Genomic DNA, 15958 nt, shown 5'->3' on the forward strand with positions numbered 1-15958 from the left:
CCAATTTTTATTAAGAACCTTAATCATGAAAAAATATTTATTCTGCATACTGCTATGCTTATCCACCGGTCATATTCTAAAAGCACAGGTAAAAGTTGGTGACAACCCACAAAACATAGATGCCTCTTCGTTGCTCGAACTAGAGAGCAACAATAGGGTCTTTGTCATTTCGAGGGTCAACGATGCGCAAATGCAAAACATTACCCCGCTCAATGGGGCTATTGTTTACAACACTGATGAACAATGTGTTTTTTACTATGATGGGGTACAATGGGTCAACCTTTGTAGCGAGGCAAACACCACAAATGTCAGTCTTGAGTTAATCGATGAGGCATTGGTGCTTACTGACAGTGATGGAAATTCCGTTAGCGTCCCTTTAGAAGGCATTGGGGAACAAACCTTTACCACAGATCCCATGATCAACTTCAACGAAACGATCACCATTACCCAAACCGGAAACAATTTCAACTTCGAGGTGAGTCAAATTACGGGTGAGAATATTGCCGATAGTACAATTCAAGGGGTTGATTTTGCACCAAATTCCATTACCGAAGACAAATTGGCACCGCTCTCGGTAAGCCAGGGAAAACTGCAGGAAAATGCCGTTGCGGATTTTCAATTGGATTATAGTCAGGTAACCTTAAATGATTTCACCAATGATGCGGGCTTCATTACCTCGGTAGAGTTGATCAGTCCAAATCCCAACAATGCCATCACTGACGTTGATGGGGCTTTTTACGATGACTCCCAATTGGTAACCAATATTGCCAACAACGACCAAAGAATTACGGACCATCTGGCCTTGGACAATGACTTGAGCGACCAAAATGAACGATTGACGAATGCGGAAGTACAGGGTGATGAACTGGTGCTGACCGAAAGTGGGGTTGAAACCAGGGTGGATTTAGCACCTTTTAACAATACGGGAACGGATGAACAAAACCTGTCATTGAATGGCAATCGTATTGAAATAGATAATGGTAATGGTGTGGATTTAGAGCCTTTGCTGGTAGCCAATAACGTTGGGGTTATTCCAACCGGAAATATTAGCAGTGATAATGTGCAATTGGCATTGGAAGAATTACAGGGCGATATCGATAACATTAATGCAGGAGGAGCTAATACGGACGAGCAGGATCTTGGTATTGGAACTGGCGGAACTCCTGGCGAAAGTGTTGAAGTGACGATTACGAATGGAAATAACGCCATAGTCAATATTCAAGATGGGGATTTCGATGATGAAAACGAAATTCAAGATGCCGTTGAAGTTGATATTAACCCTATTACCGGCATTACAGGGGATAATGTGCAATTGGCATTGGAAGAACTACAGACTGATATAGCTGCCTTGAATGCCGGTGGAGGTAATACCGATGAACAGGATCTTGGTATTGGAACTGGCGGAACTCCTGGTGAAAGTGTTGAAGTTACGATTACAAATGGGAATAATACCTTGGTCAACATTCAAGATGGGGATTTCGATGATGAAAACGAAATTCAAGATGCCATTGAAGTTGATATAAACCCCATAACTGGGATTACAGGGGATAATGTGCAATTGGCATTGGAGGAACTACAAAATGACATCGATGTTATCAACACGGCTACTGACGAAAACACCACAAACGCCACTTTGGCAACCACCGATACCGACGCCGACGGAACAGATGATACCCTGACGCTCACCGACTCCGAAGGGGGAACCGTTACCGTTGCATTGGCGGATATCAATACGGGCGCGGACCAGGACACCACAAACGCCACTCTGGCGACCACCGATACCGATGCCGATGGAACCGATGATACCCTGACGCTCACCGACTCAGATGGAGGTACCGTTACCGTTGCATTGGCGGATATCAATACGGGCGCGGACCAGGACACTACAAACGCCACTCTGGCGACCACCGATACCGACGCCGATGGAACCGATGATACCCTGACGCTTACCGACTCCGAAGGGGGCACAGTTACCGTTGCATTGACGGACATCAATACAGGGGTCGACGAGAATACCACCAACGCCACTTTGGCGACCACCGATACCGATGCCGATGGAACCGATGATACCCTGACGCTCACCGACTCAGATGGAGGTACCGTTACCGTTGCATTGGCGGATATCAATACGGGCGCGGACCAGGACACTACAAACGCCACTCTGGCGACCACCGATACCGACGCCGATGGAACCGATGATACCCTGACGCTTACCGACTCCGAGGGGGGCACAGTTACCGTTGCATTGACGGACATCAATACAGGGGTCGACGAGAATACCACCAACGCCACTTTGGCGACCACCGATACCGACGCCGATGGAACCGATGATACCCTGACCTTGACCGACTCCGAGGGGGGCACCGTTACCGTTGCATTGGCGGACATCAATACCGGGGTCGACGAGAACACCACCAACGCCACTTTGGCGACCACCGATACCGACGCCGATGGAACTGATGATACCCTGACGCTCACCGACTCCGAAGGGGGCACCGTTACCGTTGCATTGGCGGACATCAATACCGGGGTCGACGAGAACACCACCAACGCCACTTTGGCGACCACCGATACCGACGCGGACGGAACCGACGATACCCTGACGCTCACCGACTCCGAAGGGGGAACCGTTACCGTTGCATTGGCGGATATCAATACCGGGGTCGACGAGAATACCACCAACGCCACTCTGGCGACCACCGATACCGACGCCGATGGAACTGATGATACCCTGACGCTAACAGACTCAGAGGGGGGTACCGTTACCGTGCCGCTGGCGGACATCAACACCGAAACATTTGTTGGGTCTAGCGCGGGAGAAGTGTTTTTTGCTAATGATACCGATTTTGCACCGACCGGAGTCGGCAATGAATTTTACTGGGATCCCAATGGAAGACTAGGTGCATTCGGAGCTTTGTATATCGGTGTTGATGGAAATACACAAACTTCTCAAGCCAAAGTACAAATAGCAGATAATTTTCCTGGTTTAGGATATGCCTTGCAATTGTCAAATTATAGTGCAGATGACGGTAACGAACATTCTACAGGAATCTTATTTTCTACCGAAATAAAAAATGATGGTTTTGGAAAAGGGGCTTTGGTTTACCAAAGAAATAACACAGCAGCACAAAATTTCGCACGTGGGGATTTTCATTTCCTACAAAATACTTCACCTAATTTTGACAATCCAGAAATTAGTGATGCCGTTATGACCATTAAAAACAATGGAGATGTTGGTATCGGAATTACGGAACCCACCCAGCAACTTCACGTGACAAACAATATACGAGTTGAAGGTCAATTTTATGATAGTAATAATGAATCTGGAACTTCTGGACAAATACTTTCCTCAACTGGGACTGGAACTGACTGGATAGACCCAACGGGAGGTGGAACTATTGTAAGTACTGATACTGACCAAATAATTTCTGTAGGTGGTGATGGTGGTGCTTTTTTAGATAATGCTTCAATTGATGTTACGTTTGCAACAGATTTAGAAGTGACAACAGCATTTAATGCCTTCACAGTTTCTGGCGGGCCAACAGGAATTATTAACCCAAATTCAATTACACAAGGGGATATTGGACTTAACGCTATTGGTGCTGGCGAAATTCAATCGGATGCTGTTTCTTCTGATGAAATTGAAGATGCTTCTATTCTAAACGAAGACATAGCGGCTACAGCGGCAATTGATGGCTTTAAAATAATTCCAGATTTTACTCAAGGAATTACAACTACAGGCGGCTTAAGTGTGCAGGCAGATATAATTCTGAATGGAAATATGGTAGTTCCCGATTATGTCTTCCAAAACTATTTTGATGGCTTTTCTAATTTAAATGAAGACTATAAATTCAAAAGTTTGTCAGAAATCGAGCATTTCCTTCAAAAGAACAAACACTTACCAGGGGTAACTTCAGCAGCAAAAGCAAAAAAAGAGGGACATTGGAATTTAAGCAAGTCCAACTTGCAAAACCTCGAAAAAATAGAAGAGTTGTTTCTCCATACCATTGAGCAAGAAAAGAAAATTAAAGCCTTACAATCAAAAAATACCGCTTTGAATAGCGAATTGGAAGCCCTAAAAAAAGATATGGCATTGATAAAAGCAATGCTTTTGAAAAATGAGCAATCCAATTAAGATGAAAAACATACTTATAAGTATTCTTTTATTGGTAAGTCCATTGATATGGGGGCAAACCGCCTTTTACAATAGCGGAGGGCTACAGCTACATAGTAATACCCAGATTGGTTTTCATACCAATTTTATCAATGACAGTGAGTTTACTACAACTGATGGTCTGATTGGTTTTTATGGTGACAATCCCATAACACTACAAGGCATCATAGCACCAACTATTTATGATGCCGAAATTTTCTTACCCAACAATCTTTTGTTGGAAAACCAATTGAATGTCACCAACAATTTTAATTTTATAGGCGGTAATGTCGAGAGCCTTCTTAGTAACGAAACCGTGTATTTGAATTTTGAGGAAAATGCCTTTTTTACGGGCGAAAACGACACCTCGAAAGTAACTGGGTTTGCGGCGATTACCGATAAGCGTTTTTTTTCTTTTCCGGTAGGGGACGAGACCCTGTTAAGGCCCTTATTGCTGGAATCGGATAATACAAACGATTTTGCCTTATGTGCCTACCTATTTGAGAATCCGTCAAACCCGACATCCATACCAGAACGTTTTGATACCGATAATATCGTTAGGGATATCGGTTTTGTAAGTGACCAGGAATTTTGGATTATTCAAGCAAATCAGCCATCAGTGGTAACGGTAAGCTGGAACCCCAGAAGCGCCCTTGATAATTTGGCCACCTCCGTCGAGGAAATCATTCTTGTTGGTTGGTCAAAATCTTCCGACCGATGGATTGCTATTGGCAATTCGGCTATTAGTGGTGATTTAAACCAGGGGTTTTTGGTTTCCGAAAAATTTGTACCAAGTGATTATGCAGCGATAACCTTTGGTACCACACCTTTACCCACCGATACCTTCGCCGTAAACAACCCTACCTTGGGCAATTATTTTCTTTCACCCAATGGTGATGGTACCAACGACTTTTTGGTCTTTGATGAAATCGAGGATGTCGGTGCAAATCAGGTGTTCATTTATAATCGTTTTGGTCAGAAAGTATTTGCAATGGCCAACTATGTGAATGAGTTCGGGGGTGTTTCAAACATCGACAATCTTGTTTTAAGCCGAGATGATGGATTACCTGAGGGAATCTATTTTTATACCGTCACACTTTTTGACGAAGGACTGGACTATCAGGGCTTTCTTTTCTTAGACCGTTGATTCTTCAATTTACTTAGTACTTTTATATACGATTACCACTTCATAAAGCGTTGTGATAATGCAGTTATAGTACAATTAATAGTAATGCAAAGAAGAAGTTTTATCAAAAAGGTGGGTATCGGTAGTTTGGCAATGACCACTTTTCCCTTGACCACAATCCATAATGACCCAGAATACTCCATCGTAGAACTGACAGGCAAGGCAACCATTGATTTATACGGAGAAGGAATAAACCTTCGAAAAGAGGCCCATGACGCCTTCGTATTAATGAAAAAAGCAGCCTATAGTGCTGGTTTTGACATTAAGATGATTTCAAGTTACCGTGACTTTTATAGACAAGAAGCCATTTGGGAACGAAAATACATCAGCTACACCGAAGAAGAGGGTATGTTACCCATAGATGCTATTGCCAAAATCATTGAATACTCGACCATACCCGGTACCAGTAGACACCATTGGGGAACGGATATCGATATTATTGACGGATATCCAAAGGTCAATGGCGACGTTTTGGTGCCTGAAAAATTTGAAGAGGGGGGTCCATTTGAACCCTTTAAAAATTGGTTGGATAAAAATGCTGAAAAATTTGGATTCTATCTGGTCTATACCGATGACTATTTCAGAAAAGGATTTAAGTACGAACCTTGGCATTACAGCTATGCACCATTATCGAAACCAATGCTGACCCAATTTCGAAAAAAGAACATTTTTCGAATGATTCAAAATGAAACGTTTGAGGGCGCAGAACATTTTACCACGAGTTTTTTAAAGAATTACATCCACAACAATATTTTAGACATTAACCCAGATTTGCTATAGTGCTCTTTTTTGTATATTGAACGACCTTAAGAACGCAAGACCATGAGAAGTAGGGGAAGCTGGAAAATCAGAATCTTTATTGGCTTGGCCATAGTCGCATTTGCCTTTATTCAACGATGTAATAACAAAGAGGAAAATCCGTATACGGGTCGTGTTCAGAATATCAACATGTCGGCTGATCAAGAAATAGCCATCGGCCTTCAAAGCGCCCCTGAAATGGCGCAGCAGCATGGCGGCCTTTACCCAGATGAACGTATGCAAGCCCTAATCGATGCAGTGGGCAAAAAGTTGGTCAACAATAGTATCGCTAGGGAAACACCGTACCAATATGATTTTCACTTATTGGCCGATGATCGAACCATAAATGCCTTTGCATTGCCCGGTGGACAGTGCTTCATCACTTATGCCTTGTTCAAACAGCTTAATGAATCACAATTAGCAGGGGTTTTAGGCCATGAAATAGGCCATGTGATCGGTAGGCATTCCGCTGAACGAATTGCTGACAGTAGTTTCTGGCAGACATTGACCATGGGTGCCACGGTTGGTGCCGATATGGGGGGTGTTGTGCAGGGTATCGGTCAAAATACACTTTTGACCAATGGCCGTGGCGATGAGCTCGAAAGTGATGAGCTTGGCGTACTTCTTATGATCCAATCAGGTTACGATCCCTATCAAATGATCGAGGTCATGAAAATACTAAAGGCGGCAGCTGGCCCCAATCGTGCCCCAGAATTTCAAAGCACACATCCCGATCCAGAAAATCGCATTCAAAAAATCAAGGAAGCAATAATAAAGTATCAAGGTCGATAAATAAGTACCTTTCAACGATATATTAGGGTATCCCGACTAATTTTTCTAACTTTATTGCTCCCAGATTTATTACCCTTATGTAATCGCTTATTGCTATCTAAATATAGACAGCATGGGAACGCTATTGAATTTTAAGAATATCTATTTTAGGGCATTTGACGATTGTGAACCGAAATATCTGGTCACCTTTTTAAAAATATATTCCGTTTTTTGTGCCTTTATGTTGACGATGGCTATTTATGCCTTCATGTATCGGGCCTTTACCGGATTTGAATTTTAATGATAGACTCTTTTACCTGAACACTATAAGAGCACTAAAAAACCCATTGTAGCCACAATGGGTTTTTTGATGGATGAATAAACTTCAACTTATCTTTTCATAGCAGTATTGATGACCTCAAGGGCTTCTTGGGCACCAGAAAGTTCGGCATGTTTCTTTACCGTGTACCCCTTATCACACCTGGCTTTCAAATTAGCCCCATTGGCTATTAAGAGTTTCAGTATTTCCGGTTTGTTGTAACGAGCGGCATAATGTGATGGTGTTTTCCCTAGGGATTTTTGGTTGACATCCTCACCGAGGGCAATCATTTTTTTTACGATATCAATATCCCCTTTCATAATAGCTTTACAGAAAGAGTTGATTTCAAAAGCGGAAACCACTTTTAGGTTACGATAAAGTTCGGGTTCGTTTTCAGTTGCGTGGCCCATAAAGCCGGTAAACAAGAACATAAAGCCCATGCCTACAATTAGGATTGTTTTTCTCATGATGAATAATTTTTGAATTATAGATATAATTGATATTAATATAGACTTTCTAAATAGTTCATTGTTACAGACTTAACAGTTAAATATGTAAACTTTAACACGCCCTAATGTTTTAACTTAAATTTTTTAACAAATTCATTGATTAAAAAGCATTTTTATGCTAGGGGCAAAACACAAAACCCCCTATTTTTGATAGGTATAACTTTAGGCAATGAACAAGAAAGTACTATTGATGATTTTAGACGGTTGGGGCAAATCGCCAGACCCCAAGGTTTCAGCTATTGAACGGGCAAAGACCCCTTTTGTCGATTCCCTTTATTCAAAATATGCAAATGCCGATTTAAGAACCGACGGAATGAATGTTGGGCTCCCTGAAGGCCAAATGGGCAACAGTGAAGTGGGCCATATGAACCTGGGTGCAGGGCGTATCGTTTATCAAGATTTTGCAAAAATCAATAAGGCGGTGCAAGAAAACACCTTGAAAGACGAAGAAGTTTTAAAGGCGGCGTTTGCGCATGCCATTAAAGAAAACAAATCGGTGCACTTTCTGGGGTTGGTGAGTGATGGTGGGGTACACAGTCATATCAATCATTTGAAAGCGCTTATAAAAGCGGGGCATGCAAGTGGCGTTCAAAAGTCATTTGTACACGCTTTTACCGATGGTCGCGATGTTGACCCAAAAAGCGGAAAAGGCTTTTTAGAAGATTTGGTAGATTTCTGTGCCGATAAGAATACCAAGTTAGCATCGGTAATAGGTCGGTATTTTGCCATGGATCGCGACAAACGCTGGGAACGTGTCAAAAAAGCCTATGACCTTTTAACCGAAGGTAAGGGCGATAGATATGATACGGTTTCGACCGCTATTCAAGCTAGCTACGATAACGGAACCACTGATGAGTTCATAGAACCCATTCTATTAAACGAAGATGGTCTTATTAAAGATGGTGACGTGGTCATCTTCTTCAATTTCAGAACAGATCGCGGCCGTGAACTTACCCAAGTACTGCACCAGCAAGATCTGGTCGACTTCGCTATGGAAAAACGTGATCTGTATTACGTGACCATGACCAATTATGACGAATCTTTCAAGGGCATCAAGGTCATTTATGACAAAGATAATATTCAAGACACCCTCGGTGCCACCTTGGCCAAAGCCCAGAAAAAACAAATACGTATTGCGGAGACCGAAAAGTATCCACACGTGACCTTTTTTTTTAATGGTGGTCGTGAAGAACCTTTTGAAGGAGAGGAACGAATTTTATGCCCATCACCCAAAGTGGCCACTTATGACTTGCAACCTGAAATGAGTGCTTATGATATCAGGGATGCCATCGTACCCGAATTGCAAAAAGGGGAAGTTGATTTTGTTTGTTTGAACTTTGCAAATCCTGATATGGTTGGTCATACGGGAAGTATGCCAGCGGCCATTCGAGCTTGTGAGGTTGTAGATGAATGCGCAGAGGCTGTTATTACAACAGGTTTGGAAAATGGATATACTACAATACTAATAGCAGACCATGGCAATTGTGATACGATGATCAACCCAGATGGGAGTCCGAATACTGCGCACACCACCAATCCCGTACCGCTTATCTTGATTGACAACGATATTAAAGTTATAAAGGATGGGGTTTTGGGTGATATTGCACCTACCATCTTGAAACTGATGGGTGTTGAACAGCCAAAAGCCATGACCCAAGAATCGCTTGTATAAAACCAGCCTTATGAAAAGAATTCCGGTGCTTCTACTTATTTTGGCTCCTGTGTTGGCAATAGCCCAACAACTGCAATCCCCGAACGGAAGTTTTGAACTTCAATTTCAACTTGACAATGGTTCCCCGACCTATCAATTGAATCTGAATGAAGAAACCATCGTTGCCAAAAGTAAGTTGGGTTTTGAGCTGAAAGACATGCAATCGTTGCGGTCAGGCTTTATCTTAAAGGAAGAAGGTACCCGTTCTTTTGATGAAACATGGGAACCTGTTTGGGGTGAAACAAAAACCATAAAGAACACATATAACGAGCTTCTTGTCCAATTAGAACAACCGACTACAAAACGCCTACTGAACATCCGTTTTCGCTTGTTCGATGACGGCTTGGGTTTTCGATATGAGTTTCCTGAGCAACCTAATCTTACTCATTTTGTAATCAAAGAAGAGCAAACCGAATTTGCAATGACCGGTGACCATAAAACCTTTTGGATTCCCGGGGACTACGATACGCAAGAGTACGATTATACCACTTCTAAGCTCTCTGAGGTATCCAGTCTAATGCAAAAGGCAGTGACACCAAATGCCTCTCAGACACCCTTTTCCAAAACGGGGGTACAAACTGCCTTAATGATGAAGACCGATAGCGGTACTTTTATCAATATCCATGAGGCTGCATTAATTGCATATTCTTGTATGCATTTAGACGTCAATGAGACAAACTTCACCTTAACATCACATTTGACCCCTGATGCCGTAGGAAATAAAGGCTATATGCAAGCCCCAAGAAACACCCCATGGCGTACGGTTATTGCCAGTAAAAATGCCGGCGACATCTTATTATCGAATATCACCTTAAATCTAAACGAACCAACCGATTATCAAGATGTTTCATGGATCAAGCCGGTAAAATATATTGGGGTATGGTGGGAAATGATTACCGGTAAAAGTTCTTGGGCCTATACCGATATACCAAGTGTAAAGCTGGGAAAAACCAATTTTTCAGATACGAAACCAAACGGAAAACATGCTGCCAACAACCAACATGTAAAAGAATACATTGACTTTGCGGCCGAACACGGTTTCGACCAAGTTTTGGTCGAAGGATGGAACGAGGGGTGGGAAGATTGGTTCGGAAAGTCAAAAGACTATGTATTTGATTTTATAACACCTTATCCAGATTTTGATGTAGTTGAATTGCGAGATTACGCAAAATCAAAAAACGTTAAGCTCATGATGCACCATGAAACCTCTGGTTCCATACGAAATTATGAGCGCCATATGGACAAAGCGTATCAATTCATGGTTAACAATAACTATAATTCGGTCAAAAGCGGTTACGTAGGCGATATTATCCCTAGGGGGGAATATCATTATGGGCAATGGGCGGTCAACCATTACTTATATGCACTCAAGAAAGCCGCTGATTACAAAATCATGGTCAACGCACATGAGGCGGTTCGCCCAACAGGACTGAGCAGGACCTATCCCAACTTAATCGGTAATGAGTCTGCCCGCGGTACGGAATATGAGGCCTTTGGGGGCAGTAATCCGGATCATACGACCATACTTCCGTTTACACGGTTGATTGGTGGCCCCATGGATTATACCCCAGGTATCTTTGAGCCTGACGTCAGCAAATACAATCCGCAGAACAACTCTTGGGTAAATACTACCATTGCGCGGCAATTGGCTTTATACGTAACCCTATACAGCCCCCTTCAAATGGCGGCAGACCTACCAGAAACCTATAACAAACATCTTGATGCCTTTCAGTTTATCAAAGATGTCGCATTGGATTGGGAAGCATCATTGGTATTGGAAGCGGAACCCGGTGATTTTGTCACTTACGCACGAAAAGAGAAAGGAAGCAATAATTGGTTCATAGGTCGTACCAACGATGAGGAACCAAGAACCTCTAAAATAGCTTTCGACTTTTTGGATGATGACAAAAAATATATTGCCACCATCTATAGCGACGCTAAGGATGCGCATTACAAAAAGAATCCAAAAGCATACGATATCAAAAAGTATCGTGTAAGCAGCTCTTCAAAGTTATCGCAGTATTGTGCCCCAGGCGGCGGTTATGCCATTAGTATTCTTGAGGTTACGGACAGCAGTCAGCTAAAGGGCTTAAAACGATTGTAGGCCTGTAAATCGAAATGCCAAGTATTACCTGAGATTTTTCAATTCCACGTATCTTTGCGGCTATGGTCAAAATCAAAACAGCTGAAGAAATTGAATTAATGCGTGAAAGCGCATTGGTCGTATCGAAAACGTTGGGTATGCTGGCTTCTGAAATCAAACCGGGAGCCAATCCGTTAAAGTTGGATAAAATGGCCGAAGCATTCATACGTGAACAAGGGGCCAAACCAGGTTTTTTGGGCATGTACGATTTTCCCAACACCCTAAACTGGAGTCCGAATGCCCAAGTAGTACATGGCATACCCAATAACGAAGAATTGAAAGAAGGGGATGTGGTTTCCGTTGATTGTGGTGCGCTCAAAAATGGGTATTATGGTGATCACGCCTATACTTTTGAAGTTGGGGAAGTAGCTGAAGAAACCAAAAAACTATTGCGGGTCACCAAAGAATCGCTATATATTGGAATACGGGAATTCAAACTAGGCAATCGCGTTGGTGATGTAGGTTTTGCCATTCAAAACTATTGTGAAAGCCATGGTTATGGTGTAGTTCGTGAACTAGTAGGCCATGGGCTGGGCACAAAACTCCATGAAGACCCTCAAATGCCCAATTATGGAAAAAGGGGGCGTGGTAAAAAATTCGCAAACGGAATGGTCGTCGCCATTGAACCCATGATCAATATGGGCACCAAAAGAATCAAGCAGCTTAGGGATGGATGGACCATCTTGACGGCTGATGGCAAACCTAGCGCACATTTTGAGCATGATGTTGCCTTAGTGGATGGAAAACCACAATTACTATCCACTTTTAAGTATATCTATGATGCCTTGGGGGTTACTTCCAATGAGGAAGAAGAATTTAGACACTAAATCATTCAAACGTGTCCAGAGTCTTTAAATACTTTCTGAACCTTGTTCCGCGGCCTTGGCTTATTAAAATAAGCTATTGGGTAAGGCCACTGTTGGCCCTTTATCTAAAGGGCAAGAAGTATGTCGATCCCATCGACAACAAAGGTTTTCGTAAGTTTTTGCCTTACGGATATGAAAACCCTAGGGAAGGGGTACTATCACCATCTACCTTATCACTGGAAAGGCATCGACTACTTTGGCTATACTTAAAAAACGAGACCAATTTTTTTAAAGACGAACTTAAAGTGCTTCATTTTGCGCCTGAACAGGCATTCTACAAGCGTTTTCGAAAGCTCGATAACATAACATACCAGACCACGGATCTAAATTCCCCCCTAGCCGATGTCAAAGCGGATATTTGCAACCTTCCTTTTGACAGTAACGCTTACGATGTTATTCTATGTAACCATGTATTAGAGCACATACCCGATGACGCCAAAGCGATGAAAGAACTCTACCGGGTACTCAAACCAGGGGGTTGGGGCATTTTTCAAATTCCGCAAGACATAAGCCGCGAGACTACCTTTGAAGATGATAGCATCACTGATAGAAAAGAACGCGCACGAATTTTTGGACAATATGACCATGTTCGCATTTACGGCAAAGATTATTTTGACAAGTTGAAAAATGCCGGATTCAAAGTAGAACAAGTCGATTATACCTCAAAACTGACCACTGAGGAAGTGGACCGTTACCGACTGGCAAAAGGGGAAATCATTCCTTTGGTGCGTAAATGAACTACTTTACCAGAAGTTTTTGAAAACCATCGGTCAAATAGGTTTGTAACGTATCATCTTCATCCAAATAGATGATATAAGCTTGTAAGTGGGGGCTTTTTTGCAATAAGCTAATGGAATCTTCTAAATCCATAGCCATAAAAGCAGTGGCATAGGCATCAGCGGTGGCACAATCATCGGCAATAACACTCGCTGCAAGGACTTTTGAATTTTTTGTGAAACCGGTTAACGGGTTTATCGTGTGCACATACTTTTCGCCAGTTTCTTCATCGAACCGAAATTTTCGATAGTTACCAGAAGAAGCCAACGCTTTATCTTTTAGATTGATAATTGCTGCAGTACCACGCTTCAGTAAATTATTAGGGCTATCAATGCCTACTGCCCACGGCTTTTGTTTTAAAGTATTGGTGCCTTTTGCCAATACCTCACCCCCTACTTCTACCAAGTAATTGGAAACTCCTTTTGTAGCTAACATCGCCCCCAACCTGTCTATGGCATATCCTTTTGCGACGGCGTTAAAGTCAAATCTAATCTCAGGGTCTTGCTTTTTTATAGTTCCGTCCTCCCGTAACGTAACTTTGTCCCATCCCACATAATTAAGTAGGCTATCCACTTTGACACTGTCAAGTTTTATTTGTTCTCCCGGACCAAAACCCCATGCATCCGCCAGAATTCCGATGGTAGGATCAAAATAGCCTTTAGAAGTGGTATACACTTCGGAAGAAATCGCAAAAACCTCTTTAAACATATCATCCACAATCACCGTTGAATTTCCCTCATTTATCCTTGAGATATCAGAATCGGACATGTAGGTCGACATCGATTGGTTAACCACGTTGATAACGGAATCGATCTCTTTCTGAAAATCCACCGTACTAGCCGTAAGATATGTTATGGAATAGGTGGTTCCGAAGGCATTGCCCATATTCCGGTTTTTCACCCAATTTTTTGGAGGGCTACAGCTATATACCATAAAAACGAAAAACACTGCTATTTTCTTCATGCCACATTATTTAATCTCGACCAGCCCATCATAGTCCACCACATACGCTTCGTTCAGATATACCGGTAAATTATAATCTTTGGAATTGACCAAGCCGACCGCAGCATAGAATGTACGCGCCTCAAACTTTAAGGCATGGTCACGCATTTTATGCAGGTCTGCCTTAAAAAATTCCATATCCTTTGGGTCGCCAGGATATTCAATGCTTTTTACAACCACAAAACTCATTTCTTTATTCTTGGTGCATACGAATTGTGGATTCTTCTTTAGCTCGCTATTCACTGCCAAAAATTCGTAGCCATTCTTTTCGAGCTCCTTCCCCACAATATTCATGGCCAGGTTATGCAATTCTTGTGCTGTAAGTTTACGTTGTTCCATTTAATTGAAAAAGCCGATACGGAAAGGTATCGGCTTGTATTTTATAGTATTATGAGTAACCATATGTCTTCGGGCCTATCCTCCAAAATCGTCAAATCTAATATGTTCATCAGGTATTCCGAAGTCTTCACCCATTTTTTGGACAGCTTTGTTCATTAGCGGGGGGCCACAGAAATAAAGCTCAATATCTTCAGGGGATTCGTGATGGTTCAGATAATTATCAATCACACAATTATGTATAAAACCAACAAAACCGTCACCTGGAGCGTCTATATCCTCTTTTACCTTCCAATTATCCTCCTCTAGAGGCTCTGAAAGGGCCAAGTAAAATTTAAAATTCGGAAACTCCTTTTCCAATTTGTAAAAATGATCCAAATAAAACAACTCACGTTTCGAACGACCACCATACCAATAGGTAACTTTTCGGTCGGTCTTCAAGGTTTTAAAGAGATGGTACAAATGTGAACGCATCGGAGCCATACCAGCACCACCACCAACGTATAACATCTCAGAGTCCGATTCGTTGATGAAGAACTCACCGTAAGGTCCGGAGATAACGACATCATCCCCAGGTTTTAAGCCAAAGATATACGATGAAGCTACACCAGGGTTGACATCCATCCATCCATTCTTAGAACGATCCCATGGCGGCGTGGCAATACGCACATTCAACATAATCTCCCTTCCTTCAGCCGGGAAAGAGGCCATTGAATAGGCCCTTTCTACCATTTCAGGATTTTTCATCACAAGGGGCCAAAGATTGAACTTATCCCATTCAGCTTGAAATTTATCTGGGGTATCGTGCTCTTCAGGATGTGCGGTAATATCCATATCAGCAAACTTCACCTCACATTTTGGAACCTCAATCTGAATGTAACCACCAGCTTTATAGCCCATATCCTCTGGAATTTCAACAACAAATTCTTTGATAAAGGAAGCTACATTATAGTTACGGACTACTTTGGCCGGCCATTTTTTGATACCGAATACTTCTTCGGGTATCGTGATATCCATATCTTGCTTTACCTTAACCTGACAAGCCAACCTAGCGCCATGTTGCAATTCTTTTCTTGAAAAATGGGGTGTTTCCGTAGGCAAAGCCTCCCCACCGCCTGACAACACGTGACATTCGCACTGAATGCAGGTACCGCCACCACCACAAGCCGATGGTAAGAATACTTTTTGATTGCCCAAGGTCGACAGTAAGGTACCCCCTGAGGCCACTTCAATTTTCTTTTCACCATTAATGGTCAACGTTACCGGACCAGAAGGTGAAAGCTTTTCTTTGGTGAACAATAAAAGTGCTACCAAAAGCAATAACAATATCAAAAATGCAACTACGGTTATCAGAATGGTACCACCGGTACTTGTAGCTAATATCATT

At 42.4% G+C, this 15958-nt stretch carries 13 protein-coding genes; 9 read left to right on the forward strand and 4 right to left on the reverse strand.

The genetic code is table 11. From position 1 onward, the window contains the following. Nucleotides 1-25: 25 nt before the first annotated feature. The 5 genes from AACM45_RS05670 to AACM45_RS05690 all read left to right on the forward strand — a co-directional run bounded on the left by AACM45_RS05670 (nt 26) and on the right by AACM45_RS05690 (nt 7209). Nucleotides 26-4135, forward strand: coding sequence for a beta strand repeat-containing protein (locus AACM45_RS05670; RefSeq protein WP_339141331.1), 4110 nt, complete (start codon nt 26-28; stop codon nt 4133-4135). 1 nt (nt 4136) lies between these two features. Then, nucleotides 4137-5300, forward strand: a complete 1164-nt coding sequence (locus tag AACM45_RS05675) for a gliding motility-associated C-terminal domain-containing protein (protein WP_339141332.1) — start codon at nt 4137-4139, stop codon at nt 5298-5300. An 84-nt stretch (nt 5301-5384) separates the two neighbouring features. Further along, nucleotides 5385-6119, forward strand: a complete 735-nt coding sequence (locus tag AACM45_RS05680) for a M15 family metallopeptidase (protein WP_339141333.1) — start codon at nt 5385-5387, stop codon at nt 6117-6119. A 42-nt stretch (nt 6120-6161) separates the two neighbouring features. Further along, the gene (locus tag AACM45_RS05685; RefSeq protein ID WP_339141334.1) at nt 6162-6929 is read left to right on the forward strand and encodes a M48 family metalloprotease; all 768 of its coding nucleotides are present in this window, start codon (nt 6162-6164) and stop codon (nt 6927-6929) included. A 112-nt stretch (nt 6930-7041) separates the two neighbouring features. Then, nucleotides 7042-7209: a DUF6747 family protein gene (locus tag AACM45_RS05690; RefSeq protein WP_339141335.1), complete on the forward strand. Its 168-nt coding sequence runs from the start codon at nt 7042-7044 to the stop codon at nt 7207-7209. An 89-nt stretch (nt 7210-7298) separates the two neighbouring features. Here the strand turns inward: AACM45_RS05690 and AACM45_RS05695 are convergent, their stop codons facing one another. Next, a complete protein-coding gene (locus AACM45_RS05695) occupies nt 7299-7694 on the reverse strand; it encodes an ankyrin repeat domain-containing protein (protein ID WP_339141336.1) in 396 nt (131 codons plus the stop codon). Between the two features lie 211 nt (nt 7695-7905). Between AACM45_RS05695 and gpmI the strand changes: the two genes are divergently transcribed. The 4 genes from gpmI (at nt 7906) to AACM45_RS05715 (ending at nt 13193) form a co-directional block, all read left to right on the forward strand. After that, nucleotides 7906-9408, forward strand: a complete 1503-nt coding sequence (gene gpmI / locus AACM45_RS05700) for a 2,3-bisphosphoglycerate-independent phosphoglycerate mutase (protein WP_339141337.1) — start codon at nt 7906-7908, stop codon at nt 9406-9408. 10 nt (nt 9409-9418) lie between these two features. Further along, nucleotides 9419-11551: a glycoside hydrolase family 97 protein gene (locus AACM45_RS05705; RefSeq protein WP_339141338.1), complete on the forward strand. Its 2133-nt coding sequence runs from the start codon at nt 9419-9421 to the stop codon at nt 11549-11551. A 62-nt stretch (nt 11552-11613) separates the two neighbouring features. Beyond that, a complete protein-coding gene (gene map, locus AACM45_RS05710; RefSeq protein WP_339141340.1) occupies nt 11614-12417 on the forward strand; it encodes a type I methionyl aminopeptidase in 804 nt (267 codons plus the stop codon). Between the two features lie 11 nt (nt 12418-12428). Then, nucleotides 12429-13193, forward strand: a complete 765-nt coding sequence (locus AACM45_RS05715) for a class I SAM-dependent methyltransferase (protein WP_339141342.1) — start codon at nt 12429-12431, stop codon at nt 13191-13193. A gap of 1 nt (nt 13194) precedes the next feature. On the opposite strand, the gene AACM45_RS05720 is transcribed toward AACM45_RS05715, so the two are convergent. The 3 genes from AACM45_RS05720 to nqrF form a co-directional block, all read right to left on the reverse strand. Next, nucleotides 13195-14196, reverse strand: coding sequence for an FAD:protein FMN transferase (locus AACM45_RS05720; RefSeq protein ID WP_339141343.1), 1002 nt, complete (start codon nt 14194-14196; stop codon nt 13195-13197). A 6-nt stretch (nt 14197-14202) separates the two neighbouring features. After that, nucleotides 14203-14574: a Na(+)-translocating NADH-quinone reductase subunit F gene (locus AACM45_RS05725; protein ID WP_339141344.1), complete on the reverse strand. Its 372-nt coding sequence runs from the start codon at nt 14572-14574 to the stop codon at nt 14203-14205. 75 nt (nt 14575-14649) lie between these two features. Beyond that, a complete protein-coding gene (gene nqrF / locus AACM45_RS05730) occupies nt 14650-15957 on the reverse strand; it encodes an NADH:ubiquinone reductase (Na(+)-transporting) subunit F (protein ID WP_339141345.1) in 1308 nt (435 codons plus the stop codon). Between the last annotated feature and the right edge of the window lies 1 nt (nt 15958).

Origin of the sequence: Croceitalea sp. MTPC5 (genome assembly GCF_036985505.1) — a bacterium.
Classification (GTDB): Bacteria; Bacteroidota; Bacteroidia; order Flavobacteriales; family Flavobacteriaceae; genus Croceitalea.

Bases quoted from the DNA above. Each gene is read 5' to 3' on its own strand.
- AACM45_RS05670 (WP_339141331.1), top strand. From the start codon at position 26: ATGAAAAAATATTTATTCTGCATACTGCTATGCTTATCCACCGGTCAT.
- AACM45_RS05675 (WP_339141332.1), top strand. From the start codon at position 4,137: ATGAAAAACATACTTATAAGTATTCTTTTATTGGTAAGTCCATTGATA.
- AACM45_RS05680 (WP_339141333.1), top strand. From the start codon at position 5,385: ATGCAAAGAAGAAGTTTTATCAAAAAGGTGGGTATCGGTAGTTTGGCA.
- AACM45_RS05685 (WP_339141334.1), top strand. From the start codon at position 6,162: ATGAGAAGTAGGGGAAGCTGGAAAATCAGAATCTTTATTGGCTTGGCC.
- AACM45_RS05690 (WP_339141335.1), top strand. From the start codon at position 7,042: ATGGGAACGCTATTGAATTTTAAGAATATCTATTTTAGGGCATTTGAC.
- AACM45_RS05695 (WP_339141336.1), bottom strand. From the start codon at position 7,694: ATGAGAAAAACAATCCTAATTGTAGGCATGGGCTTTATGTTCTTGTTT.
- gpmI (WP_339141337.1), top strand. From the start codon at position 7,906: ATGAACAAGAAAGTACTATTGATGATTTTAGACGGTTGGGGCAAATCG.
- AACM45_RS05705 (WP_339141338.1), top strand. From the start codon at position 9,419: ATGAAAAGAATTCCGGTGCTTCTACTTATTTTGGCTCCTGTGTTGGCA.
- map (WP_339141340.1), top strand. From the start codon at position 11,614: ATGGTCAAAATCAAAACAGCTGAAGAAATTGAATTAATGCGTGAAAGC.
- AACM45_RS05720 (WP_339141343.1), bottom strand. From the start codon at position 14,196: ATGAAGAAAATAGCAGTGTTTTTCGTTTTTATGGTATATAGCTGTAGC.
- AACM45_RS05725 (WP_339141344.1), bottom strand. From the start codon at position 14,574: ATGGAACAACGTAAACTTACAGCACAAGAATTGCATAACCTGGCCATG.
- nqrF (WP_339141345.1), bottom strand. From the start codon at position 15,957: ATGATATTAGCTACAAGTACCGGTGGTACCATTCTGATAACCGTAGTT.